The organism is Burkholderia sp. 4NA327C6 (assembly GCF_005502655.1).
Lineage (GTDB): Bacteria > Pseudomonadota > Gammaproteobacteria > Burkholderiales > Burkholderiaceae > Burkholderia > Burkholderia contaminans.
This window is the reverse complement of sequence record NZ_SCNZ01000051.1, coordinates 25,282-49,178: the sequence shown is the minus strand read 5'-3', so window position 1 is coordinate 49,178 and position 23,897 is coordinate 25,282. Positions and strand designations below refer to the sequence as shown.

The following is a 23,897-nucleotide window of genomic DNA, read 5'->3' as shown; positions in this document are numbered from 1 at the left end:
GCATGAATCCTGACCGAATACGAAGCTAAACCCCGAAACGTCAGGAGGACCATCGATGTCCGTCTCGCTTGCGCTGCAGATGCGACAGCATCTGGCACTTACGCCGAGGCTTCAGCAGTCGCTGCGGTTGCTGCAGTTGTCCTCGCTCGAATTTCAACAGGAGTTGCGGCAGGCGCTCGATCAGAATCCGTTCCTCGAGGATGGCCAGGCAGAGGAGGAGGCGGCAGCCGATGCACCCGTGCAGCCGGCCGAAGCCGCCGCGCCCGAAGCGGCATCCGAGCCCGACGACGCTCGCCCGCACGACGGCGAAGCCCCCGAAGTGCCCGAGTTGTCCGAAGTGTCGTTGACGGCCGCGCCTGCGTCGCACGGCACGAGCCGCCAGGGCGACGATGCGGGTGGCCAGTCGCCCGGCGAATGGCTGGCCGCGGAGCCGTCGCTGAATCAGCAGTTGCACGATGCATTGCGGCTCTATCCGTTGAACCGGCGCGACCGCGAAGCCGCGCGCATCGTGATCGACGCGCTCGACGACGACGGCTACCTGCGCCAGGAACTGGCCGAACTGCTGGTCGCGGCCGACCCCGCGCTGCTGCTGTCGGAGCAGGATCTTGCGATCGCGCTGCGGCTCGTGCAGATGCTCGACCGCCCGGGCCTGGCCGCGCGCTCGCTGTCGGAGTGTCTCGTGCTGCAACTCGACGCGATGCCGGCCAGCACGCCGGCGCTCGCGGAGGCGAAGGCAATCGCGCGCGAGCACCTCGAGCGTCTTGCCCGCCGCGAGACGGCCGAGATCCAGCGGCGGATCGGCTGCAATGCGGCGACGCTGCAGGCGGCCTGCGCGCTGGTGCGCGGGCTCGACCCGCGCCCCGGCAATCATTACGGCAGCACGCGCGGCGACTACGTGGTGCCCGACGTGATCGTGCGCCAGGTGCGCGACGAGTGGATCGTGACGATCAACCCGGCCGTGTTGCCGCGTGCGCGGCTGCATGAACGCTATGCGACGCTGTTCGCGCAGTCGAGCGGCGAACGCGATTCGCCGCTCGGCCAGCAGCTGCAGGAAGCGCGCTGGCTGATCCGCAACGTGCAGAAGCGCTTCGAGACGATCCAGCGCGTCGGCGAATGCATCGTCGCGCGGCAGCGCGATTTCTTCCGCTACGGCGAGATCGCGATGAAGCCGCTCGTGCTGCGCGACATCGCCGAGGAACTCGACCTGCACGAATCGACCGTGTCGCGCGCAACGGGCAACAAGTACATGGCTACGCCGCACGGCACGTTCGAGTTCAAGCATTTCTTCCCGCGCAAGCTCGAGGCGGCCGGCAAGGGCGTGTGCTCGGCAGCGGCCGCGAAGGTGCTAATCCGCGACATGATCGCGGCCGAGCGGCACACCGATCCGCTGTCCGACGTCACGCTCGCGCAGAACCTCGCGGGCCGCGGCATCCTGCTTGCACGTCGCACGGTCACGAAGTATCGCCAGGCGATGAAGATTCCGCCGGCCGACCTGCGGCGCCGCGACGCCGCATGATGGCGGCCCGGGCGCGCCCATCGCGTGCGCATGCGGGTGCCGACCGTCGCGTCGACGCGTGCGCCCACGACAGGCGTGCATCCATGCGGGCAAAGTCACAAGCTCGGCGGCGGACGGCGTGCGCCGCGCCGTCCGCCGGACGAGGCAGGACGAACATGCAGGACCTCGTGCCGCCGGCGAAGTCGACGGCCGGGTCGATGAGTACAAGGAAACGCGTAAAAACGGCGTCCACGCCGAAGCGCGGCAAACCGGAGCACAAGCGTGATGCGTGACCGGCGACGACGTGTATTGACCACTGCTGCCATCCAGGAGGTATCCATGCTGCGATACGCCGTCATCTTCTTCATCATCGCGATCGTCGCCGCCGTGTTCGGCTTCGGCGGGATCGCGGCCGGCGCGGCCGAGATCGCGAAGATCCTGTTCTACATCTTCGTCGTGATCTTCCTCGTCACGCTGCTGTTGGGCGTCGTGCGACGATGAGCGGCGCAACCGACCGGTCGCAGCGCATCGCGGAGCTCGAACACGCGCTCGCGAACGGCTTTCCGTCGGAATCGACCGTCGTCGTGCACGCGGACGACACGTCCGGGCGGCTGACGATCCAGGTGTCGTGGGTGCGTGTGCCGTCCGACGAGGACGCGCGCGAATGGCGTTGCACGGTCGATCTGCGGTTCGAGCCGGACGTGATCACGCGCTATGCGTCGCTCGGCGCGGCCGACCGGCTGCGCGTGCGCACGGTTCTGTGCGACCACGCGCGGCGCGCGGTGGACGAGCGCAAGCCGCGCGTCGAGGAGGCGGCGATCGAATGCAACGTCGCGCTCGACGTGACGCGCGCCGAACTCGACGCTGCGCTGCGCGCGCCCTGACACTGCTGCCGCTCGCGGGTTGCCGACACGGCGATCCGCGTGGCCGCTGCATCCCGAACGCGGCGAGCGCGTGGGGATGCTTCCCTCGCATACCCCGGCGCCGCCCCCCCCCCGTGGCGGGCATGCATGCCTCAGCGCCGCTGCTGCAGCCGGTGATACCAGTTCATCAGCGGCGTCGCCGTGATCCCGTGCGCGATCACCGATGCCGACACGACGGCGAGCACGGGGGCCGCGAGCGGGCGCACCGTTTCGGCGGGCCCGTGTTCGAGCGCGAACAGCAGGTAGTAGAACGAGCCGATGCCGCGGATGCCGAACCACGCCATCAGCCGTCGCTGCGCATGCGTCGCGCGCGACCCGGTGAGCGTGGCCAGCACCGCCAGCGGGCGTACGGCGACGAACAGCACGACGGCCAGCGCGGCCGCGCCCCACGTGAGCAGCGGGCCGGGCAGGGTCGCGAGCAGGCTGCCGATCATCGTCATCACGATGGCTTCCGCGATCCGTTCGAGTTCGATCGTGAAGCCGAGCACCGATTCGGCCATGAACGCATGTGCTTTCTCCGGATGCTTCTCGGTCGCGACGACGTCTTCCGAGTCGATCTGGCCGATCGCTTCGCGCGGCCTTCGGTCGCCGCTTGCGCGATGCTCGACGCGGCGCATCGCGACCCCGGCCGCGAACGTCGCGATGAAGCCGAACGTATGCGCGAGCTGCGCGGCGCCGAACGACAGCACGATCAGCGCGAGCGCGAAGAAGCCTTCGAGGCCGAGCGCCTGGGCGTGACGCGTGCGCAGCCACCCGATCGTCATCGTCGTCATCCAGCCGAGCCCGCCGCCGATCGCGGCCGCGCCGGCGATGCCCCACAGCGTGACGAGCGCGAACGTGCCCGACAGTGGCGGCAGCCCGTCCGTCGCGTCGGGCGTGCCGCACAGCGCGAGCCCCGCCAGCGCGAACGGCAGCGCGATGCCGTCGTTCATGCCGCCTTCGCCGGACAACGCGAAGCGCACGAGATCGCGGTCGCCCGGATCGTGCACCTGTACGTCGTGTGCGAGCACGGGGTCGGTCGGCGCGAGGATCGCCGCGAGCAGCAACGCGGGGCCCCAGCCGAGCCCGAGTGCCAGCACGGCGCAGGCGGCGAGCAGCGGCACCGTGACGATCATCGCGAGCAGCCCGAGGCGGCACGGCACGAGCCACAGCCGGTCGGTAAGCGGTACGCGCAGCCGCAGCCCGATCGCGAACAGCGAGACGAGCAGCGCGATCTCGACGATTTCACGCAGCAGCCGCGCGTCGCGTTCGAGGTCGAGGTTCAGCAGGCCGGCGCCGGCCGGGCCGAGCGCGATGCCCACCGCGAGATAGATCATCGCAGTGCTGACGGGCAGGTGGCGCAGCGCGGACGTCGCGACGCCCATGCCCAGCAGTACCGTGCCGACGATCAGGTACCAGAGGGTTTCGTGCATGTGTGCGGTAACAGATCGATCAGGTGGCCGCGTGCCGTCACGGCTTGCGGCCGAACGCCTCGCGCAGCTTCCGCTTCGCGCGCTCGAGCGTTGCGCGGCGCGTTTTCGGCAGGTTGCGGCCCGCGCGGTTCACGTAGAAGTTCAGCATCGACATCGCCGACTGGAACGGCGACGCCTTGCGGCGGCGGCTGCGTTCGGCCGAATGCTTGAGCGACGCGGCGATCGCGGCCGGGTCATCGGACTTGAAGATGTCGGGTTCGATGTCGAGCGCATCGCTTTTTTGCATCACGTCGGCGGACCAGCGCTTGCGGTGGTGCGGGTCGGTGCCGCGGGCGCGGCCCGGGCGCCGAGTCAGGCGCTTGCCGTGTGCGTGGGTGGCGGTAGCGGAAGGCATTACGTGGGCTCCATTTGGGGGACAGGGGTGTAGTGACGCGTGTTGGCGGCGCAAGCCCCGTGCCGCGCGGCGTGCTTCATCCGTACGACGAACCCGTGCGGGCCGCGGCACGGGTGTTGCTGGAAAAGACCGGCAGGACATGCGATCCCGCCATCACGCAGGAGGACATCATGCAATCGCATTCCCGGATCTGGCTGGAAAACGACGAGATCGACCACGATGCCGATGGCGACACGATCGACGCGGACGATCTCGATACGACGGTCCATGTCGACGTCGCAACGGGCAGGATCACGTTTCAGGCGGCGTGGGCGGAGGCGGCCGATCGGCCGCCCGAGACCGCACGGCATTCGGTCGAGCTCGTGCTCGACTGCGACACGATGGAGCGCTATGCGGATCTCGACGAAAGCACGCGGATGCGCGTGCACGCGATCCTGCACGCCACCGTGGAGGATCTGGTCGACCGCCTGCCGGACGAACACGCGACGCTGACGATCGAGCTGACCGATGCAATGCTCGATGCCGCGCGCCGTCTGCAGTAGCCGCGGCGGTCGGCGTTTCGATACGCGATTTGCACGAGAGGACAGGCTCGCAGGCACGCCGCTTGCGGCGCGACATGCATGGCACGACGCGTGCCACCACGTGGACGGAGGGTCTCATGAGCAGCAGGTCGGGGCATTGCAGGGCAGCCATTCTCACCGTCGCGGACGCGCCGGCCGATCGCCTTTCGGCGCGGGGCGCCTGAGACCATGGCCACCGATTCCGCACGCCGCGTGACGCTGGTCGACGAGCCGCCCGTGTTCGACGGGGCGGCGCTGCAGTTGCGTTTCGTCGTCGATGTCGATGGCGAACTGCAAACCGGCGCAATCACGGTCGAGGCGCTGGAAGATCATTTCGGCGCACGCTCCGCGCTGGAGGCCGACTTGCGCGACGCGTTCGAACAGGGCCGCACACGCATCGAAGCCGCATGCGCCGACGTGCTGGGCGGCGACGACGGGGGCAGCAACGGCAACGGTAACGGCGGCGTGGTGCTGCACAGCGGCTATTTCCGTGCGCCGGCCGGCCGTGCGCGAGCGGGCCTGTTCCGGTCCCGGCGATCCTGACCCCGCTGGCGTTCCCGGCGTGTCGTGCGCGAGTTTCGCCCCTTCCGTTTTTCCTTCCGCATTACACACCGTTGAAAACTTTGCACCGCGCATGGGCCGCCCGTGTGGTGCCACATCGCGCCGCGCGCACGCGGCATGGACGACGGAGGCACCACGCAAACCGGCATGGTCCGTGCATGCATAGCTGCTCGCGGCCGCGTATCTCGCGCAGCCGCCAACGGGGGAACGAGCATGCTGACCGCACATGAATTCGCCACGCTGCTCCTGGTGCATCGCGCACCGGAGCAGATCCAGATCGATCGAGAGGATGTCTTTGCGCTGGTCGAACAGCGCCTGATCGTGATGCAGCACGACGACGTTTCCGGCGAGCGCCGGCCTGCGTTGACGCCCGACGGACTGTCGGTCGTGCAATGCGTGCAGCGCAACGACGCGAGCGAGCCCGACCTCACCGACGCGTGACGGGCGTATGCGGGTTGCCCGTGTAGCGGCTAGCTGCTGGTTGCCGGCGGGCGGGTTGGCGTGAGGCGTGCTCCTGTTGGTCGGCCCGGCCAGTGCACAAAACCGATTAGGGAAGCTCGTTTCGGGCGTAAATCGATTTTGAATGCACAAAAACGGTTATACGCAGGCCATTTTGCACAAATTCGATTTTTTACTCGTGGTTTGGGGAACGATCGAAGTGACGATGGGGCGACGGCCGCCCGGCGTTTCATCGGTCGGAAACGAGTGTGCGCTGGACGATCACGGTTCGCTTGTTCAATGCACGGCCATCAGCACGGCAACCGGTAGCGCGGCCAGCCAGTCGCCGAGCTTGATCAACCCTCCCGCCACGTCGGCCGCATCCCGCGCCTCCAGCCCGTCCATCCATGGCCCGTCGATATCGCGCGGCAGCACGACCGCCGTATCGCCCCATTGCGCGGGTTCCACGCGCGGCAATTCCGGTGCGTCGCCGAGCAATCGGCCCGCAAGCCGTGTCGCGACCACCACCACGGTGGCCTCGTCGCTGCAGCGCGCAAACGCCACCACATGACGCCCGAGCGGGCCGCGTACGCGCAGCGGCACGTACGCGCCGCTCGCGAACGTCGCCGGCCATCGCGCGCGCAGCGCCAGCATGCGCTCGACCAGTGCCCGCTTCACGCGCCCGTCGGGCCACGCCGCCAGATACGATGCGACCGGCCCGTCGACCCGTTCGGCCGCGAGCGCCGCGAACGGCACGTCACGGCGGTTGTCCGGATCGACGAGCGAGTGATCCCATGATTCAGACCCTTGATACAGGTCGGGCACGCCGGGCGATGCCATCCGCAGCACGGCCTGCGTCAGGCTGTTGACGACGCCCGCCGGCGCGATCCGCGCGACGAACGCATGGAGCCGGTGCGCGAAGTCGCCGGCGCCTCGGGGCCTCAGGATCGCGCGGACGAACGCTTCGCAATCGCGCTCGTAGCGCATATCGGGCGCGAGCCAGTCGGTGTGACGCTTCGTCTCGCGCAGTGCTTTCGTCTGCCACTGCACGACGCGTTCGGTGAGCGCCGCGAGCCCCGCCGCGTCGTCGGGCACGAGACCGGGCGGCCAGCAGCCCGCGAGCGTCTGGTACAGCATCGCCTCGGCGGCCGACCCCGGCGCCCATGCGAGGTCGCGATGCGCGCCGCCGCGATGCGGCCGGTTGAGCGCGGACCAGTCGAGCGACACCGCGCGCCACGCGTCGGGGATCTCGCTGAGCACGGCCAGCCGCGCGCGGGCATCCTCGCCGCGCTTGTGGTCGTGCGTGGCGGTGGCGACGAGCCCGTGCGGCACGGTGTGCGCACGGCGCCGGTTGCGCGCATGGAACGCGCCGCGCGACAGGCTGAAGTCACCGGCGTCGGCGCCGACCTCGTTGCGCGACAGGAGCCGGCCGTAACGGTAGTGGGCCGTATCCTCGACGCCCTTCGCAGCCAGCGGCGCGGTGAGCTGCGCGAACGCGACGCGCGCCGCGTGCAGTGCGGCGGCGTCCGCGCGCGGCACGCGTGCGACCGGCCACCCGAGCCAGGTCGCGACGTGATCGAGTGCGAACCGGTCGGCAGGATCGACGGCCGCATACGCCCGTTCGTACGCCTGCGCGAGCACATGACGGTCGGCGTCGGCGGGTTCTTCGTCCTGTACCGGATACATCCGGTACACGGGCAACTGCACCGCGAGTTCACCCAGTACGCGTCGAATCGCGATCAGGCTGACGTCGCGCGTCGCGGGTGCCGCACGCGCGACGCCGTGCAACGCCCGCGCGGCGCGCGCATGCTCGACGGCGAGCTGGCGCATCAGCACGCGCCGCTTGCCGTCGAGCGCTTCCTGCGCGAACGTGAGCGACGAACCCGACACGTGCGCCCAGTGCGCGGCGAGCGGCGCGGCGCCGGCCGGGTCGTGCAGCAGTGCGCCGACGTCGTTCATGAAGTCGTAGCCGGTCGTGCCGTCGACGGCCCAGTCGGCGCGCAGCGTTTCGCCGGGGGCGAGGATCTTCTCGACGACGATGTACGGCCGCGCGTCGCGTTGCGCGGCAAGCCGCTCATGCAGCCGCCGGCAATACGCGCGCGGATCGGCGAGGCCGTCCACGTGATCGACGCGCAGGCCATCGATGTAGCCGGCCGCATGAAGCCGCAGCGGCAGCGCATGGACGGCATCGAACACCGCATCGTCGTCGACGCGGATGGCCGCGAGCGTCGCGATGTCGAAGAAGCGCCGCCAGTTCAGCTCGTCGGCGGCCGTGCGCCACCACGCGAGCCGGTAGTGCTGGCGTTCGAGCAGCCGATGCAGGCAGGCGCGGGAGCGCGCGCGGCGCGGATCGGCGCCGCGCAGCACCGCGTCGAGCGCATGCGGGCCGTGCGTGGCCGCGTGATCGCGCAGCGCCGCATGCGCGGCGGCCAGGCGTGTGCTGTCGCGCGGCGGCGCGGCGTCGAAGCGTTCGGCGAGCGCGTTCAGGTCCGCACGGTTCGCGATACGCAGGAGTTCCGCGTAGGTGGCGGCGGCCACCGGCAGCCGTCGCCCGGGGCACGACACGAAGAAGCGTCCCGTAGCCGGGTCGGCCTCTAGCGTGATGTCGCCGGCCGCGAGCGCTTCACCGTACGGCGTGCCGAGGCAGGGCAGCAGCACCTTGCCGTCGAGCGCCGCGTCGGGCGAGTGCCAGTCGATGTCGAAGTGGTGCGCGTACGGGCTCGCGGGGCCCCATTCGAGCACGTCGTTCCACCAGCCGTTCAACGAACCGCCTACGCCCATGTGGTTCGGCACGATGTCGACGATCACGCCCAGCCCGTGGGCGCGCAGCGCATCGACGAGCCGGACGAAGCCGGCTTCGCCGCCGAGTTCGGGGTTGAGCATGCCGTAATCCACGGTGTCGTAGCCGTGCCGCGAACCGGGTTCGGCCGTCGCGACCGGTGACAGGTACAGGTGGCTCACGCCGAGCCGCGCGAAATAGCCGGCGTGCGCGGCCGCGTCGTCGAACGTGAAGCCCGCATGCAGCTGCAGTCGCAGCGTCGCGCGTGGCGTCATGGGCCGGGCTCCCGCGAACCGCGTGCGCGCACCACGGCCGCGATGCGGTCGCGCACGTCGGCGTCGAACAGCGCGTCGATCGCGCGTGGCAGGCGCTGCCGCCAGTTCGGGTGCCCGCAGGGCGGCCCCGGCAGGTTCGGCTGCATGTCGAGCGCAAGGAGATCCTCGAGCGGCAGGATCGCGAGCCGCGAAGGGTTGCGCGCGACGTACGCGAGTATCTCGGCGACGGGCGGCGAAGCGGCCGGCGGGGCGGCGTCACCGGCCGGCGCGCAGCCTGCGTGCTGCAACGCGCGCCACAGCGCCGCGCGTTCGGTGGCGCGCGCTGCATGCACGGCGACGACGTCGGGGTCGACGGCGGGCGGCGGAGTGGCAGGGCCGGCTTCCGGGGGCGGCGTGGTGTCGGCCGAGGGGGCCGCGCGCGGCACGGTGTCGTCGTGCTCGTGCCCGGTCATCTCGTCCGCCCGCGCAGGCGGCGCCACGTTGCGCGCATCCGTGTCGTCGGACTGCTGCGCCGCCTCGGCCGCGATCCGCCGCCAGGCCAGATCGATCCCGCGCCACCAGCCGGCCACGGTCGGCAGATCGTGCGTCGACGTCATCGCGATCGCGTCGCGATCCCAGGCCGACGGCGGCCGGAAGGTGCCGTCGGCGTCCCGTTCGAACCACAGCACGCGCATCCCGGCGATGCCCTGCGCGCCGAGCCGTTCGCGGAAGCCGGCCGGCACCGTGCCGAGATCCTCGCCGATCGCCAGCGCGCGATGACGGGCCGCCTCGAGCGCGACGAGCCGCACGAGATCGTCGACCGGATAGCGCAGGTAGGCGCCGTCGCGCGGCGAGCCGCCGTCCGGCACGATCCACATCCGCGCGAAACCGAGCACGTGATCGACGCGGATGCCGCCCGCATGTGCGAACGCCGAGCGCAACAGCTCGACGAACGGCACGAAGCCTTCCTCACGCAGCGCGGCGGGCGTCCAGGTCGTCACCCCCCACGCCTGGCCGGCCGCGTTGAACAGGTCGGGCGGCGCCCCGAGCGACACCCCGCGCAGCAGCGTCGCGCCGTGCGCCCACGCGTCGCTGCCCGCGCGATCCGAGCCGACCGCGAGATCGGCGATCAGCCCGGTGGCCATGCCCGCACCGCGTGCCGCGTGCTGCGCGTCGCCGAGCGCACGCGACGCGCACCATTGCAGGTACATGTGGAACGCGACCGTGTCGGCATGGGCGTGCGCGAACGCATCGACTTCAGCCGATCCCGGCTCGCGCCACGGCGCCGGCCATTTCCGCCAGTCAACGCCCGCCCCGTGCTCGAGGCAGAACGCCTGCAATGCGTCGAAGCGCGCATGCGCCACGAGCGCCGCCCCGCCCGTGGCGCGAAACCGCTCGAATGCGTCACGTGACGGGTCGTCGCTGGCGCGCCATGCGTCGAAGCACGCACGCAGGCGCCGCAGTTTCAGCGGCAGCACGTGCGGCCAGTCGATCAGCGGTGCGTCGGCCGCGGCACCGTTTGCGTGATGCACGGCCGCGGCGCCCGGCACCGCATCGCAGTCGAGATACGCGACGTTGTGCCAGCGCCGCGACGACGGCGAATACGGGCTGTCATGCGTGGGCAGCGCCGGAAAGCCGGCGTGCGTCGGGCTGATCGCCACCGCCTGCGCACCGTGCCGTGCCGCATGCGCGGCCAGCCGCGCGAGCGCAGTGTAGTCGCCCGCGCCGTCGTCGCCGGCGCGGCGCAGGCTGTAGAGCTGCGCCGCGATGCCCCAGCGGCCGCCCGCATCCGTCGCGCGCGGGTCGACCGGTTGCGGGCGCGGCGGCGCGATCGTGAGTCCGATGCGCTGGTCGCCGACGTCGAGCACGTGATAGCCGGGGATCGCGAGCGGCGGCAGCGTGCCGTGTTCGCCTTCGCCGCCCACACGGCCGTCCACATGGCCGCCTGCTTCGAACGTGATCCGGAAGCGCGCGCCGGGCGGGGCGATCGCGGCCGGCAGCGTCAGCGGCAGGCCGGCGTCGCCGGTGACGATGCGCGGGGGCGCCGCGTTCGCGTCGGCGAGCGCGGCGGCGCTTTCCACTCGCTGGGCCGCCGTGCCGCACGGCCAGCCGAGCGCGTCGACGAGCGCGACGAGGGCTTCATCGTCCACCCGCCGCGCGCTGCCGCCCGCATCGGTCCAGTCGGTTTCCAGGCCGGCCGCGCGCGCGAGTTCGTCGATCGACACGTCGGAAGTCATGATCGTCCTTGCCCATTCAAGCGGTGCTGCCGCGCATCGTGGTTGACCTCGCCGTCGCGCCACACGATGCACGCGCGGGGCGGCAGCCGCAGGTCGCGCAACCGGTCGCGTGCACGTGGCGGCGTCTCGAACACGATCTTGCCGACCGGCAGCGCGGGCAGCACCGCGTCGTGGGAGCCGAGATTCAACGCGATCGTCAGCGTGCTGCCGTCGCCGAGGCGCCAGCGCGCGGCGAGCGCCTGCGGGTCGCCGTCGCCTGCAAGCACGTCGACGCCGAGTGCGCGCGCGCCGGGCAGGTTCGGTGTCACGAGCGCCGCACGCACCGTCAGCGCGCTGCGGTAGAAGCGCCGCCATGCGTCGGTGTCGGGCGTGGTTTCGTCGCTGCTGCCGTGCAGCGTCGAACGCACGAACGTCGCGATGTCGTTCGGATCGGGAATCGCGTCGCGATGCGCGGCGTCGGTGAACGCCGGAAAGGCCGCGAACTCGCGGCGGCGGCCTTCGCGCACCGCGTCGGCGAGCGCGCCGCGATAGTCGGTGAAGAACTGGAACGGCTGCGTGCTGCCGTCTTCCTCGCCCATGAACAGCAGCGGGATCGACGGCGCGAGCAGCAGCAGCGCGGTCGCCGCGCGCACCGCGTCTTCGTTCGCGAGCGTGCGCAGCCGTTCGCCGAAGGCGCGGTTGCCGACCTGGTCGTGGTTCTGCAGGAATGCGACGAACGCGGTCGGCGGCAGGTGCGCGCTCGGTTCGCCGCGCGGGGCGCCGTCGTGCAGCGGCGACGGCTCGCCCTGGTACGCGAAGCCTTCGCCGAGCGTGCGCGCGAGATGGCGCAGCGGCGCGTCGGCGTACGCGCGGTAGTAGCCGTCGCGCTCCCCGGTCAGCAGCACGTGCGCGCTGTTGTGGAAGTCGTCGTTCCATTGCGCGTCGAAGCCGCCGGGCCCGAGCAGGCTCGCCGCGTTGCGCTCGTTTTCGAGCACGAGGTGCACATGGCGCGTGTCGCCGGCGGTCGCGCGTACGCGGCGCGCGAGTTCGCGCAGCCACGCGTCGTCGTCGATCGCGTGCGCGGCATCGATGCGCAGCCCGTCGAAACGGAATTCGTCGAGCCAGTACAGCGCGTTCTCGATGAAGAAAGCGCTCGTCTGCTCGCGCGAAAAGTCGATGGCCGGCCCCCACGCGGTCTGCCGGTCCGCGCGGAAGAACGCGGGCGCGTAGCGTGGCAGCAGGTTGCCTTCCGGGCCGAAGTGGTTGTACACGACATCGAGAAACACCTGCAGCCCGAGCCCGTGCGCGGCATCGATCAGCGCCTTCAGTTCCTCCGGCCGTCCGTACGACGGATCGGGCGCGAACGGCAGCACGCCGTCGTAACCCCAGTTGCGCGCGCCGGGAAACGTGTTGACGGGCATCAGCTCGATCGCGGTCACGCCGAGCGCGGCGATGTCCGGCAGCCGCCGCTCGACGCTCGCATGGCCGCCGCAAGCGCCGACGTGCAGCTCGTACAGCACGGTCTCGTGCCACGGGCGGCCGCGCCACGTGTCATGGCGCCAGCGGTACGCAGCCGGATCGACGACCTGGCTCGGGCCGTCCACGCCGCCAGGCTGGAAGCGCGACGCGGGATCGGGCACCGCGAGATCGCCGTCGAGCCGGTAGCGATACAGCGTACCGGGGCCGCACGGCACGACGGCCTCGAACCAGCCGTCGCCCATCGCGGTCATCGGGACGGCGGGCAGGTTTTCGCCTTCGATTTCGACGGCGGCCGTGCGGCTCGCGGGCGCCCACAGCCGGAAGCGCGTGCGGTCGGGCTCGACGCAGGTCGCGCCGAACGACGTGTCGAACGCGTGCGAACCCGATGGACGGGCGGGGCGTGATCTCATGTCGGGTCTCCCGGAGACAGGTCGGGCGGCACGGCGGCCACCGCGATCGCGGCCGCGTGCGCGGCGACGTCGAGGCCGTCGGCCGGCCACCCGCGCGGGCCGGCGTCCGGCGTGGCCGTGTCGACCAGCACGCGATAGTCGAGCGCCGGCGCGGGCGGCGCGAACACGACCGTCTCGGACGACGCGTTCAGCATCACGAGCAGCGCCTCGGTGCGCCCGGTGCGGCCCGTGCCGACGCGCCGCATCGTCAGCGCGCGGCGCTCGTGGTCCTGCCACGCGGGCACGGTCATCGCGTCGCCGTGCTCGTCGAACCAGCCGATCTCGGCCATGCCCGGCGCCGCGTCGCGGTCGCCCGACGGATAGCCCGGCGTGGACATCACCGGATACATGCGCCGCAGCGCGGCAAGCCGCGACACGAAGCGCATCAGCGTCACCGCCTCGTCGCTGCGCGCCAGATCCCAGTCGAGCCACGACAGCTCGTTGTCCTGGCAGTACGCGTTGTTGTTGCCGTGCTGCGTGCGGCCGAACTCGTCGCCGGCCACCAGCATCGGCGTGCCGAGCGCGGTGAACAACGTCGCGAGCATCGAGCGCGCGACGCGTGCGCGCACGTCACGGATCGCCGCGTCGTCGCTCGGCCCTTCGACGCCCCAGTTCGCGCTGCAGTTGTCGTCGCGGCCGTCGCGGTTGTCCTCGCCGTTGGCTTCGTTGTGTTTGGTCGAATACGAAGCGAGATCGGCGAGTGTGAAGCCGTCGTGCGCGGTGATGAAATTGACCGACGCCCAGGTATGCCGGCGCTGATGGTTGAACAGGTCGGCCGAGCCCGCAAGGCGCGCGGCGAGCTCCGGCCGCTGGCCCGGGTCGCCGCGCCAGAAGCGCCGCACGGTGTCGCGAAAGCGGTCGTTCCACTCGGCGAAACCAGGCGGGTGGCGGCCGAGCTGATAGCCGCCGGGGCCGAGATCCCACGGCTCGGTGATCAGCTTGCGCTGCGCGAGCACCGGGTCCTGCCGCAACGCGTCGAAAAAGCCCGCGCCGGGATCGAAGCCGTGCTCCTCGCGGCCGAGCGTCACGCCGAGGTCGAAGCGGAAGCCGTCGATGTTGAACGCGGTCGCCCAGTAGCGCAGCGAATCCATCACCATCTGCACGACGCGCGGATGCGACAGGTTCAGCGTGTTGCCGCAGCCCGTTTCGTCGACATGAAAGCGGCGGTTGTCCGGCATCAGCCGGTAGTAGCTCGCGTTGTCGAGGCCGCGCCACGACAGCGTCGGGCCGAGCTCGTTGCCCTCGCACGTATGGTTGTAGACGACGTCGAGCACGACCTCGATGCCGGCCGCATGCAGCTGGCGGATCGCGATGCGCATCTCGTCGAGCCGCCGCGTCGCGAGATACGCGGGCTCCGGCGCGAAGAACGCGGCCGTGTCGTAGCCCCAGTAGTTGCGCAGCCCGCGGTTCACGAGCGCGCGCTGCTGCAGGAACGCGTGGACGGGCAGCAGCTCGACCGTCGTCACGCCGATCGACAGCAGGTGATCGATGAACGCCGGATGCGCGAACGACGCGAACGTGCCTCGCTCGGGCGGGCGCAACCCGGCACGCCGCATCGATGCGCCGCGCACGTGGGTCTCGTAGATCACCGTATTGCGCCACGACACGCGCGGGCGCCGGTCGGTGCTCCAGTCGAACGCCTCGTCGACCACCACGCACTTCGGCATCGCGGGCGCCGAGTCGCGGCGGTCCATCGACAGGTCCGCGCGGTTCGAATGCAGGCGATAGCCGAACAGCGCGTCCGACCAGCGGAACTGGCCGACCAGCTTGCGCGCATACGGGTCGAGCAGCAGCTTGGTCGGGTTGAAGCGATGGCCGTGCTGCGGCTGGTACGGGCCGTCCGCGCGAAACCCGTACACGGTGCCCGGATGCGCGTTGGGCAGGTAGCCGTGCCAGATCTCGTCGGTGCATTCGGGCAGGTCCAGGCGCGCAAGCTCCTTGCGGCCGGTCGGATCGAACACGCACAGCTGGATGCGCTGCGCGTGCGCGGAAAACACCGCGAAGTTGGTCCCGAGGCCGTCCCAGGTCGCGCCGAGCGGATAGCTGCGGCCGGATTCGAGACGGGTGGGCAGGGCGGTCGGCATGGGGCGGATCTCCGTGTCGAAGGCACGATTCATGAGGCGGGCGTCAGCCACAGCGTCGCGAGCGGCGGCAGGCGCAAGGTCGCCGACCACGCTTCGCCGTGGGCGGGCACGGCTTCGGCCCACACGGCGCCGTCGTTGCCGGCGTTGGTGCCGCCGTACGGCGCGGCATCGGTGTTCATCAGTTCGCGCCAGTGGCCGGGCGCGGGCAGCCCGACGCGATAACCGGCGCGCGGCACGGGCGTGAAGTTGCAGACCGCGACGACGAGATGCCCCGCGTCGTCGCGGCGTGCGAACGCGAACACGCTGTTGTCGCGATCGTCGCCGATCAGCCAGGAGAAGCCGGCCGCGTGGCAGTCGAGCGCATGCAGCGCCGGTTCGGCCGCATAGGTGCGGTTCAGGTCGCGCACGAGCCGCTGCACGCCGCGATGCGCAGGTGCGTCGAGCAGGTCCCAGTGCGGCGTCGCGTCGTGCGCGAACTCGGCCCATTGCGCGAACTCGCTGCCCATGAACAGCAGCTTCTTGCCGGGATGCGCCCACATGAAGCCGAAGTACGCGCGCAGCGTCGCGAGCCGCTGCCATGCGTCGCCGGGCATCTTCGCGACGAGCGAGCCCTTGCCGTGCACGACTTCGTCGTGCGACAGCGGCAGCACGAAACGCTCGGAGAACGCGTACACGAGCCCGAACGTCATCCGGTCGTGGTGATAGCGGCGGTGGATCGGGTCTTCGTGCAGATACGCGAGCGTGTCGTGCATCCAGCCCATGTTCCACTTGAAGTCGAAGCCGAGCCCGCCGTCGCCGGTCGGCGCGGTGACGCCCGGCCACGCGGTCGATTCCTCCGCGACGGTGACGACGCCCGCCGGCGCGGCCGCACCGTGCAACGTGTCGTTCAGCATGCGCAGGAACGCGACCGATTCGAGGTTCTCGCGGCCGCCGTGCACGTTCGGCACCCACTCGCCTTCCGCACGCGAATAGTCGCGGTACAGCATCGACGCGACCGCGTCGACGCGGATGCCGTCGACGTGATACCGCCGCGCCCACGCGAGCGCCGACGCGACGAGGAATGCGCCGACTTCGGTGCGCCCGACGTTGAACACGCACGTGTTCCAGTCCGGGTGCATCCCTTCGCGCGGATCGGCATGCTCGTACAGCGCGCTGCCGTCGAATTGCGCGAGCCCGTGCGCATCGTTCGGGAAGTGGGCGGGCACCCAGTCGACGAGCACGCCGATGCCGGCAGCATGCGCGCGGTCGACGAAGCGCGCGAAACCGTCGACCGGCCCGAAGCGCGCGGACGGCGCGAACTGCGCGAGCGGCTGGTAGCCCCACGAGCCGCCGAACGGGTATTCGGCGATCGGCATGAACTCGACGTGCGTGAAGCCCATCCCCTTCACGTATGGAATCAGCCGCTCGGCGAGTTCGTCCCAGGTCGCGCTGCGGTTCATCTCCTCGGGCACGCGTAGCCACGATTCCGCATGCACCTCGTAGATCGACCACGGCACGCGGTAGCGGTCGGCGTGCGGCCGCGCGTGCATCCAGCCGTCGTCGTGCCACGCGAACGCGTCGAGCGCCGCGACGTCGGCGACGACCGATGCCGTGCGCGGCGGCGCCTCGGTCGCGCGTGCGCAGGGATCGGCCTTGTGCGGCAGCACGCGCCCGTCGGCCGCGCGCAGCTCGTACTTGTAGCACTCGCCCGCGCCGATGCCCGGCACGAACAGCTCCCACACGCCCGACGGCCGCCGCAGCCGCATCGGATGGCGGCGGCCGTCCCATCCGTTGAAATCGCCGACCACCGACACGCGCTGCGCGTTCGGCGCCCAGACCGCGAAGCGCACGCCGTCGGTATCGTCGATGCGCGTGGGCGTAGCGCCGAGGCAGTCGAGCACGGCGGCCGGGTCGCCGGCGGAGAAGCGCGCGAGCACGGCGTCGTCGAGCAGCGTGCCGAACGCATACGCATCGTCGATCACCTGCCGCGCGTCCGGCCAGTCGATCGCGAGCAGGTAGTGGGGCGCGCCGCCGTTGCGCGGGATCGTTCCCGCGAAGCAGCCGGCGCGATCGACGCAGGCGAGCGTGCCGAGCTCGGCGCCTTCCGGCGACAGCGCATGCACGCTTTTCGCGCCGGGCAGCAGTGCGCGCACGACGACCTGGTCGGCCTGCCCGTGCGGGCCGAGGCACGCGAACGGATCGGGATGACGGCCGGCGAGCAGCGCATCGATGTCGGATCGTTCGAACAGCGTCCCGGTCATTGCTTTCCTCCTTCGTCGGATGCGCCGCCGTGATCGAGCAGCCGTTCGACCAGCGCGGCGAGCCCGCCGACCGGCACGCTCAGCCAGTCGGGGCGGTTCGCGGCTTCGTAGCACAGCTCGTACGACGCCTTGTCGATCAGGAACAGCGCGAGCAGGCGATCGGCGTAGCGCGGGTCGACGAAACGCGCGGGCGCCTGCTCGGCGGCCGTGCGATAGCAGTCGACGAAGCGGTCGGCGGCGGCCTGCCCGAAGCGGTCGAACAGCGCGCGCTTGCGGCCGGCCGCCTGCGGCGGCGCCTTCTCGATCGCGAATTGCGCGGTCGCGCTCACGTACGACAGCGAACGCAGCAGGCCGGCCACGTCGCGCAGCGGATGCGATTTCGCGCGGCGGTGTTCGAGCGGGCGCGCCGGCTCGCCTTCGAAGTCGATCAGCAGCGCGTCGCCTTGCACGTCGAGCACCTGGCCCAGATGGAAATCGCCGTGGATCCGCATGCATTGCGCATCGAGCGTGCGCGGCACGAGTTCGCCGAGCGCGCGGACGGCCGCATCGCGCGACGCGAGCAGCGTGTCGGCCGCCGCGCGCATCGCGGGATCGAGCGCATCGAGCCGCGTGTGCAGCACGTCGAGCGCGTGCTCGAACGACGCGATCGCGTCCGCGCACCAGCCGTCGACGTGGCCGGGCGTCGCGGGCTCCGGCGCGAACGCGGGATCGTCCGACGGCTGCGCGAGCGCGACGTGCAGCTGGCCGAGCCGCGTGCCGATGATCCCCGCGAACGCCGCATAGCCGAGCAGCGCGTCGGGTTCCTCGTTCGCGTCGTCGGTCTCGTCTTCGCCGGCCGCCGGCAGCGCGAGTTCGTCCACCGCGCGCCGCAGGAAGTCGAACGAGCGCGTCCACGCGTCGCCCTGGTTGTCCACGTAGCGCTGCAGGATCGCGACCGTGTGCGGCCTGCCGTCCGGATCGACGTGCACGACTTCACCCGCGAGCGTAGCGGTGTTCGGGTAGCCGATCCGCGTCAGGTACCGGCTCATTTCCGCTTCCGGATGCACGCCGTGCGCGACCTTGCGCACCAGCTTCAGCACGATCGCGTCGCCGATCACGAGCGAGCTGTTGCTCTGCTCGGCCGCGAGCCAGCGCACTTCGGCGTCGTCGCCGGGATCGAGCGCGGCGAGCGCATCTTCCGGCAGGAACGCGAGCCGGCCGCCGTCGGTGGTCGGCACCGTCGCGCCGTCGCGCAGCTTGCGCAGCATCCCGTGTGCGAACGCCGGCAGCGCGAACGCGTCGGTCAGGTAGCCGATCGAATGGCCGCGCCGCACGCGCGCCAGTGCAAGCTGCGCGAACAGCGGATGCGAGGTCTCGCCGCCCCACGCGGCCGCGAGCGGCACGACGTAGCGTTCGACATGGCCAGATTCGTCGGATTCGACCCAGGCCTCCGCATACTGGAACGGTTCACCCGGCACCGGCGTGACGACGTTCAGCCGGGCCGTGCCGATCGCGCGGTCCTTCGATGCGAACCAGCGCCGCCGCGCGAGCCAGGCGGGCAATGCATCGTGCGCGAGCACGTGCAGCTGTTCGACGTCCGGCCGCGCATCGCCGCGCCGCATCACGAGCGTCACGTATTCGGGCAGCGGCTCCGCATGAGGCTGCCGCCACGACGGCTCGCGGCCGTGCTCGGCGAGCACGAACCACAAGAACCCGTACGGCGGAAAGGTGAGCAGGTAGGTGAGCTGCCCGATCGGTGGAAACGGCGAATCCGACGTCATCTCGATCGGCACGCGGCCCGCGAATTCGGACAGGTCGAGCTCGACGGCCTGCGACGCGCGCGACAGGTTCGCGACGCACAGCACCGGATCGTGGCCGTCCAGCTCGCGCAGGTACGCGAGCACCTTGCGGTTCTCCGGGCGCAGGAAGCGGATCTTGCCGCGCCCGAACGCCTGCGACGCGCGGCGCGTCGACAGGATGCGGCGCGTCCAGTTCAGCAGCGAATGCGGGTCGCGCGTCTGCGCCTCGACGTTGACCGCGTCATAGCCGTACAGCGAGCCCATCACCGGCGGCAGCACGAGCTGTTCGGGGTCGGCACGCGAGAAGCCGCCGTTGCGGTCCGACGACCACTGCATCGGCGTGCGCACGCCGTCGCGGTCGCCGAGGTGGATGTTGTCGCCCATCCCGATCTCGTCGCCGTAGTAGATCACCGGCGTGCCCGGCATCGACAGCAGCAGCGAGTTGATCAGCTCGATGCGGCGCCGGTCGCGCTCCATCAGCGGCGCGAGCCGGCGCCGGATGCCGAGGTTCAGCCGCGCGCGCCGGTCGCTCGCATAGGTCTGCCACAGCAGGTCGCGCTCGGAGTCGGTGACCATCTCGAGCGTCAGCTCGTCGTGGTTGCGCAGGAACACGGCCCACTGGTTGCTCGGCGCGAGTTCCGGCGTCTGCCGCATGATGTCGACGATCGGGAAGCGGTCCTCGCTCGCGATCGACATGTAGATGCGCGGCATCAGCGGGAAATGGAATGCCATGTGGCATTCGTCCTCGTTGCCGAAGTATTCCTGCACGTCTTCCGGCCACTGGTTCGCCTCCGCGAGCAGCATCCGGTTCGGATACTCGGCGTCGATCGTCGCGCGGATCCGCTTCAGGATCGCGTGCGTCTCGGGCAGGTTCTCGTTGCTGGTGCCTTCGCGCGCGACCAGATACGGCACCGCGTCGAGCCGCAGCCCGTCGATGCCGAGGTCGAGCCAGAAGCGCATCACCTGCATCACCTCGCGCACGACGGCCGGGTTGTCGAAGTTCAGGTCCGGCTGGTGCGAATAGAAGCGGTGCCAGTAGTACTGGCCGGCGATCGGGTCGTGCGCCCAGTTCGACGTTTCCGTATCGAGGAAGATGATCCGCGTGCCCGCGTATTTCGTGTCGGTGTCCGACCACACGTAATAGTCGCGATGCGTCGAACCCGGCTTCGCGCGGCGCGCGCGCTGGAACCACGGATGCTGGTCCGACGTGTGGTTGATCACCAGTTCGGCGATCACGCGAATGCCGCGCGCATGCGCTTCGCGGATGAAGCGCCGCACGTCGGCGAGCGTGCCGTAGTCGGGATGCACGCCGCGGTAGTCGGCGATGTCGTAGCCGTCGTCGCGGCGCGGCGACGGGTAGAACGGCAGCAGCCAGATCGTGTCGACGCCGAGTTCGGCGATGTAGTCGAGCTTCGCGATCAGGCCGGGGAAATCGCCGATGCCGTCGTTGTTCGAGTCGAAGAACGACTTCACGTGCACCTGGTAGATGATCGCGTCCTTGTACCACAGCGGATCGTCCGCGCAGAGCGCCGGCGCGCGACGGCGTGCACGGCGCCGGCGCGGGGTGCCGGCCGGCGCCAGCGACGGGAATTGCGCGCGGCGCACGTCGTCGAGGGAATCTTCGCGTTTCATCATCCATGGGCTCCCGAGGAGGGCCGGGCGTCGCCCGGTTCGCGCGCCGCCGCCCGCGCGGCGCCTGGAGACGGCGTGAGCCGCCAGATCGCATACGGGCGCACATGCGGATCGAGCGAGACGTACTGGCGATGCCCTCGCCAGGTTTCCGCATGCGTGGCGTCCTGTTCGAGCGCGTCGAGCGGTTCGCCGTCAACGAGCCCCAGGCCGCGCCACAGCGACGCATCGAGCGTGAAGTTCGCGACCTGTGGATGCCACGGATCGGTGCTGATCGCGACGACGACCACGCTGTCGAACGCGGGCGTCGCCTTCACGAACACGAGCACCGTGTCGTTGTCCGCGTCGGCGAACGTGATGCCGAGATGGGTCTGCAGCGCCGGGTTAGCGCGCCGCGCGCGGTTCAGCCGCGCGACCTCGGCGCCGATATGCGCGGCCTTGCTCCAGTCGCGCGCCCGCAGCTCGTACTTCTCCGCGTCCGCGTATTCCTCGCTGTCGGGCAGCGGGGCCGATTCGCCGAGCTCGAAGCCCGAATACATGCCCCACGAGCCGGAGAGCGTCGCCGCGAGCGCCGCGCGGATCACGAACTGCGTGCGCGGCGCGTTCTGCAGGTGGCGCGGATTGATGTCGGGCGTGTTGACGAAGAAGTTCGGCCGGTAGAAGTCGCGCGCGGGGCCGGTCGTCAGCTCGGTCAGGTAGTCGATGAAGTCGCGTTTCGACTCGCGCCACGTGAAGTACGTGTACGACTGCGAGAACCCGACTTTCGCGAGCCGGTACATCATGCCCGGCCGCGTGAATGCTTCGGACAGGAACACGACGTCCGGGTAGCGGCCGCGCACGTCGTCGATCATCCATGCCCAGAACGGCAGCGGCTTCGTGTGCGGATTGTCGACGCGGAAGATCCGCACACCCGCGTCGACCCAGAACAGCACCGCGTCGCGCAGCGCGAGCCACAGGTCGGGCAGCGCGTCCGGCGCGTAGAAATCGGGGTTCACGATGTCCTGGTAGCGCTTCGGCGGATTCTCCGCGAAGCGCAGCGACCCGTCGGGCCGCCACGCGAACCAGCCCGGATGCGCGGCGAGCCACGGATGGTCGGGCGAGCACTGGATCGCGAAATCGAGCGCGATCTCGAGCCCGTGGCCGCGCGCGGCATCGACCAGCGTGCGGAACGAGTCGAGCGTGCCGAGCTGCGGATGCACGGCCGTGTGGCCGCCGTCCGGCGAGCCGATCGCATACGGGCTGCCGACGTCGTCGGGGCCGGCCGTCAGGCTGTTGTTGCGCCCCTTGCGCGCGGTCGTGCCGATCGGGTGGATCGGCGGGAAATACAGTACGTCGAAGCCCATGTCGCGGATGCGCGGCAGGTGGGCGATCACGTCGTCGAACGTGCCGTGCCGGTGCGGATCGTCGCTCGCCGAGCGCGGAAACATCTCGTACCAGCTGGAGAAGCGTGCGGCGCGGCGCTCGACGTCCACCGGGAAGGTCGTCGTGTCGTGCGTGACGAACGGCCGGTAGCGCAGCGCCGCGAACGCTTCGGCGAGCGGCGCCGCGCCGAGCTGCGCGAGCCGCGCGTCGGCCGGCGCGTCCTTGAATTCGGCGACGAGTCGTTTCATCCGGGTCAGTGCGCGCGCATCGAGCGGATCGGCGAGCTTGAGCGCGGTCGCGAGCAGCAGCTGCGCTTCGCGCAGTTCGAGCGTCACGTCCTGGCCGGCCGCGTGTTTCTTCGCGACATCGTGGACGAGCGATGCCCAGTCGTCGCGCCAGGCAATCACGCGGAATTCATGGCGGCCGAGCCGATCGAGCACGACGCGCGCGTGCCAGCGGTCGTTCGGTTCGGCTTCGAACGGGATTTCGCGCCAGTCGCCGTCGCCGGCGGCACGCCACTGCAGCGCGGCCGGCGGGTGGGTGTGCGTGCCGTCGTGCGTGGCGACGCGCGTGAATCCGCCCGGCACGCCGGGCAGGATCGTCGCGGGGTCGACCGTCGCCGCTGCGTCGAGATCGGGATTCAACGCGATCAGCAGCGCCGCTTCGTCGTGTTCGAGCGATGGCCCGGTGCCGCGCAGCAACGCGGTCGCCGGCGCGCCGGGCGCGCTCAACTGCACGATTTCGCCGCGCGCAGCCGCGACGGGCGTGGCGCGGCGCCACGCGTTCGCATCGGCGATCGTGCCCGACAGGTCGAAGCGCGCGTGCTCGAACGCGGCGCGGTAGCGTGCCGCGTCGGCGTCGCGCGCCATCAGCGGCACCGTGACGCCACGCTCGAAGCCCATCGGCACGAGCCAGCCGGTGCCGACGGCGGCAGCGGTCCACAGCGCGCGGCGATAGGCGCGGGCGAGGGTGTCATCCGGCGCGTCGGGCCAGGCGTCGGCAAGGCGCGCGCCGTCGAACGCGTCGGGAAACGCGATCGGCGAGCCGATGCGCCGCAGCAGCCGGTGTTCGTCGACGAACCACGGCGCGCGCAGATCCCACCAGCGCACCGATGAAAACACCGCGTCGAACCCCGCGCCTTCGAGCTGCGCCAGCGCGTCGCGCGCATGGCCGGGCACGCCGGCGAGCACCGCGACGTCCGGGCGGGTACGGCGCAGCGCCGCGCGCCAGCCGGGCCACCAGCCGGCCGGCAGATGATGCGGCGCGTCGATCAGGAAGCCGGCGGCGCCCGCATCGGCGAACGCGGCGAGGTGCTTGCACCACCACGCGGACAGCGCGTCGCGCGCGGCTTCATCGCCGAGGTTCGCGTGGGCGACATCCGCCGCGTGCGCGGTGCCGCGCGGATCGATCAGCGCGTCGTCGTGCGTGCGCTCGACGTACCAGTCCGGATGCTCGGCGCGCAGCGGGTTCTCGCGCGCGACACGATCCGGCACGACTTCGAGCAGCAGGCGCAGCCCGTGGCCGTGTGCGAGCTGGGCGAGCCGCGAGAAGGTTTCGAGCGCGCTCGCGCGTGTCTCGAACGATTGGGACGGCCGGTGGAAATCGGCTACGTGGCGCGGAAAGCCGGCGACGCTCGCGGCCCAGAACGCGCCGACGAGCACATGATCGAAGCCCATGCCGGCGACATGCGCGAACGTCTGCGGCCACGCGTCGAGCGGCCCGACGAGGCGGGCGTCGCAGAAGTAGAGGTGCGGAGAAAAGGGCGGCGTGGAGTCCATGGCGCGGGCGTAGGGGCGGCAGTCAATGACGCCGGTTCGTCGCAACGCGCGTGCCTGCCGGGTGGT

The 23,897-nt window shown here is 70.8% G+C and carries 16 protein-coding genes; 7 read left to right on the top strand and 9 right to left on the bottom strand.

What is annotated here, in order from left to right:
- Window positions 1–55: 55 nt before the first annotated feature.
- Genes FFS49_RS34675 through FFS49_RS34660 form a run of 4 tightly spaced genes read left to right on the top strand, consistent with a single transcriptional unit; the run spans window position 56 to window position 2,379 of the window.
- Window positions 56–1,516 (top strand): RNA polymerase factor sigma-54, encoded by a 1,461-nt coding sequence (locus FFS49_RS34675; RefSeq protein ID WP_105816959.1) that lies wholly within the window; start codon window positions 56–58, stop codon window positions 1,514–1,516.
- On the top strand, window positions 1,513–1,788 hold the full coding sequence (locus tag FFS49_RS34670) for a DUF3008 family protein (protein ID WP_317633885.1): 276 nt from the start codon (window positions 1,513–1,515) through the stop codon (window positions 1,786–1,788). The genes FFS49_RS34675 and FFS49_RS34670 overlap by 4 nt, the downstream gene beginning before the upstream one ends.
- Window positions 1,789–1,834: 46 nt before the next feature.
- On the top strand, window positions 1,835–1,996 hold the full coding sequence (locus tag FFS49_RS34665; RefSeq protein ID WP_011349711.1) for a DUF1328 domain-containing protein: 162 nt from the start codon (window positions 1,835–1,837) through the stop codon (window positions 1,994–1,996).
- Entirely contained in the window at window positions 1,993–2,379 is a 387-nt protein-coding gene (locus tag FFS49_RS34660) for a DUF3022 domain-containing protein (protein ID WP_105816961.1), read from the top strand. The genes FFS49_RS34665 and FFS49_RS34660 overlap by 4 nt, the downstream gene beginning before the upstream one ends.
- Window positions 2,380–2,510: 131 nt before the next feature.
- Here FFS49_RS34660 and FFS49_RS34655 read toward each other — a convergent pair whose 3' ends face one another.
- On the bottom strand, window positions 2,511–3,830 hold the full coding sequence (locus FFS49_RS34655) for a cation:proton antiporter (RefSeq protein ID WP_105816962.1): 1,320 nt from the start codon (window positions 3,828–3,830) through the stop codon (window positions 2,511–2,513).
- 37 nt (window positions 3,831–3,867) lie between these two features.
- Window positions 3,868–4,224 carry a DUF3175 domain-containing protein gene (locus tag FFS49_RS34650; RefSeq protein WP_071336158.1) on the bottom strand — a complete coding sequence of 119 codons (357 nt, stop codon included), beginning with the start codon at window positions 4,222–4,224 and terminating at the stop codon, window positions 3,868–3,870.
- 170 nt (window positions 4,225–4,394) lie between these two features.
- On the opposite strand from FFS49_RS34650, the gene FFS49_RS34645 reads away from it, so the two are divergent.
- From FFS49_RS34645 to FFS49_RS34635, 3 genes are all read left to right on the top strand, one after another.
- Window positions 4,395–4,766 carry a DUF3022 domain-containing protein gene (locus tag FFS49_RS34645; RefSeq protein WP_105817148.1) on the top strand — a complete coding sequence of 124 codons (372 nt, stop codon included), beginning with the start codon at window positions 4,395–4,397 and terminating at the stop codon, window positions 4,764–4,766.
- Between the two features lie 207 nt (window positions 4,767–4,973).
- Window positions 4,974–5,327, top strand: a complete 354-nt coding sequence (locus tag FFS49_RS34640; RefSeq protein WP_105816963.1) for a DUF1488 domain-containing protein — start codon at window positions 4,974–4,976, stop codon at window positions 5,325–5,327.
- A gap of 231 nt (window positions 5,328–5,558) precedes the next feature.
- A complete protein-coding gene (locus tag FFS49_RS34635) occupies window positions 5,559–5,786 on the top strand; it encodes a hypothetical protein (RefSeq protein ID WP_105816964.1) in 228 nt (75 codons plus the stop codon).
- 294 nt (window positions 5,787–6,080) lie between these two features.
- Here FFS49_RS34635 and treY read toward each other — a convergent pair whose 3' ends face one another.
- The 7 genes from treY to FFS49_RS34600 are packed head-to-tail and all read right to left on the bottom strand — an operon-like array spanning window position 6,081 to window position 23,831.
- Window positions 6,081–8,837, bottom strand: coding sequence for a malto-oligosyltrehalose synthase (treY, locus tag FFS49_RS34630; RefSeq protein WP_105816965.1), 2,757 nt, complete (start codon window positions 8,835–8,837; stop codon window positions 6,081–6,083).
- Complete coding sequence (gene malQ / locus FFS49_RS34625; protein ID WP_105816966.1) at window positions 8,834–11,053, bottom strand: 4-alpha-glucanotransferase; 2,220 nt, start codon at window positions 11,051–11,053, stop codon at window positions 8,834–8,836. The genes treY and malQ overlap by 4 nt, the downstream gene beginning before the upstream one ends.
- Window positions 11,050–12,921 carry a malto-oligosyltrehalose trehalohydrolase gene (treZ, locus tag FFS49_RS34620; RefSeq protein ID WP_105816967.1) on the bottom strand — a complete coding sequence of 624 codons (1,872 nt, stop codon included), beginning with the start codon at window positions 12,919–12,921 and terminating at the stop codon, window positions 11,050–11,052. Before treZ ends, malQ begins: the two co-directional genes overlap by 4 nt.
- The gene (glgX, locus tag FFS49_RS34615; protein WP_105817149.1) at window positions 12,918–15,044 is read right to left on the bottom strand and encodes a glycogen debranching protein GlgX; all 2,127 of its coding nucleotides are present in this window, start codon (window positions 15,042–15,044) and stop codon (window positions 12,918–12,920) included. The genes treZ and glgX overlap by 4 nt, the downstream gene beginning before the upstream one ends.
- Window positions 15,045–15,073: 29 nt before the next feature.
- The gene (gene glgB / locus FFS49_RS34610) at window positions 15,074–17,284 is read right to left on the bottom strand and encodes a 1,4-alpha-glucan branching protein GlgB (protein ID WP_105816968.1); all 2,211 of its coding nucleotides are present in this window, start codon (window positions 17,282–17,284) and stop codon (window positions 15,074–15,076) included.
- Entirely contained in the window at window positions 17,281–20,694 is a 3,414-nt protein-coding gene (gene treS / locus FFS49_RS34605; RefSeq protein ID WP_105816969.1) for a maltose alpha-D-glucosyltransferase, read from the bottom strand. Before treS ends, glgB begins: the two co-directional genes overlap by 4 nt.
- The gene (locus FFS49_RS34600) at window positions 20,694–23,831 is read right to left on the bottom strand and encodes a maltotransferase domain-containing protein (protein ID WP_137951045.1); all 3,138 of its coding nucleotides are present in this window, start codon (window positions 23,829–23,831) and stop codon (window positions 20,694–20,696) included. Before FFS49_RS34600 ends, treS begins: the two co-directional genes overlap by 1 nt.
- Window positions 23,832–23,897 lie beyond the last annotated feature (66 nt).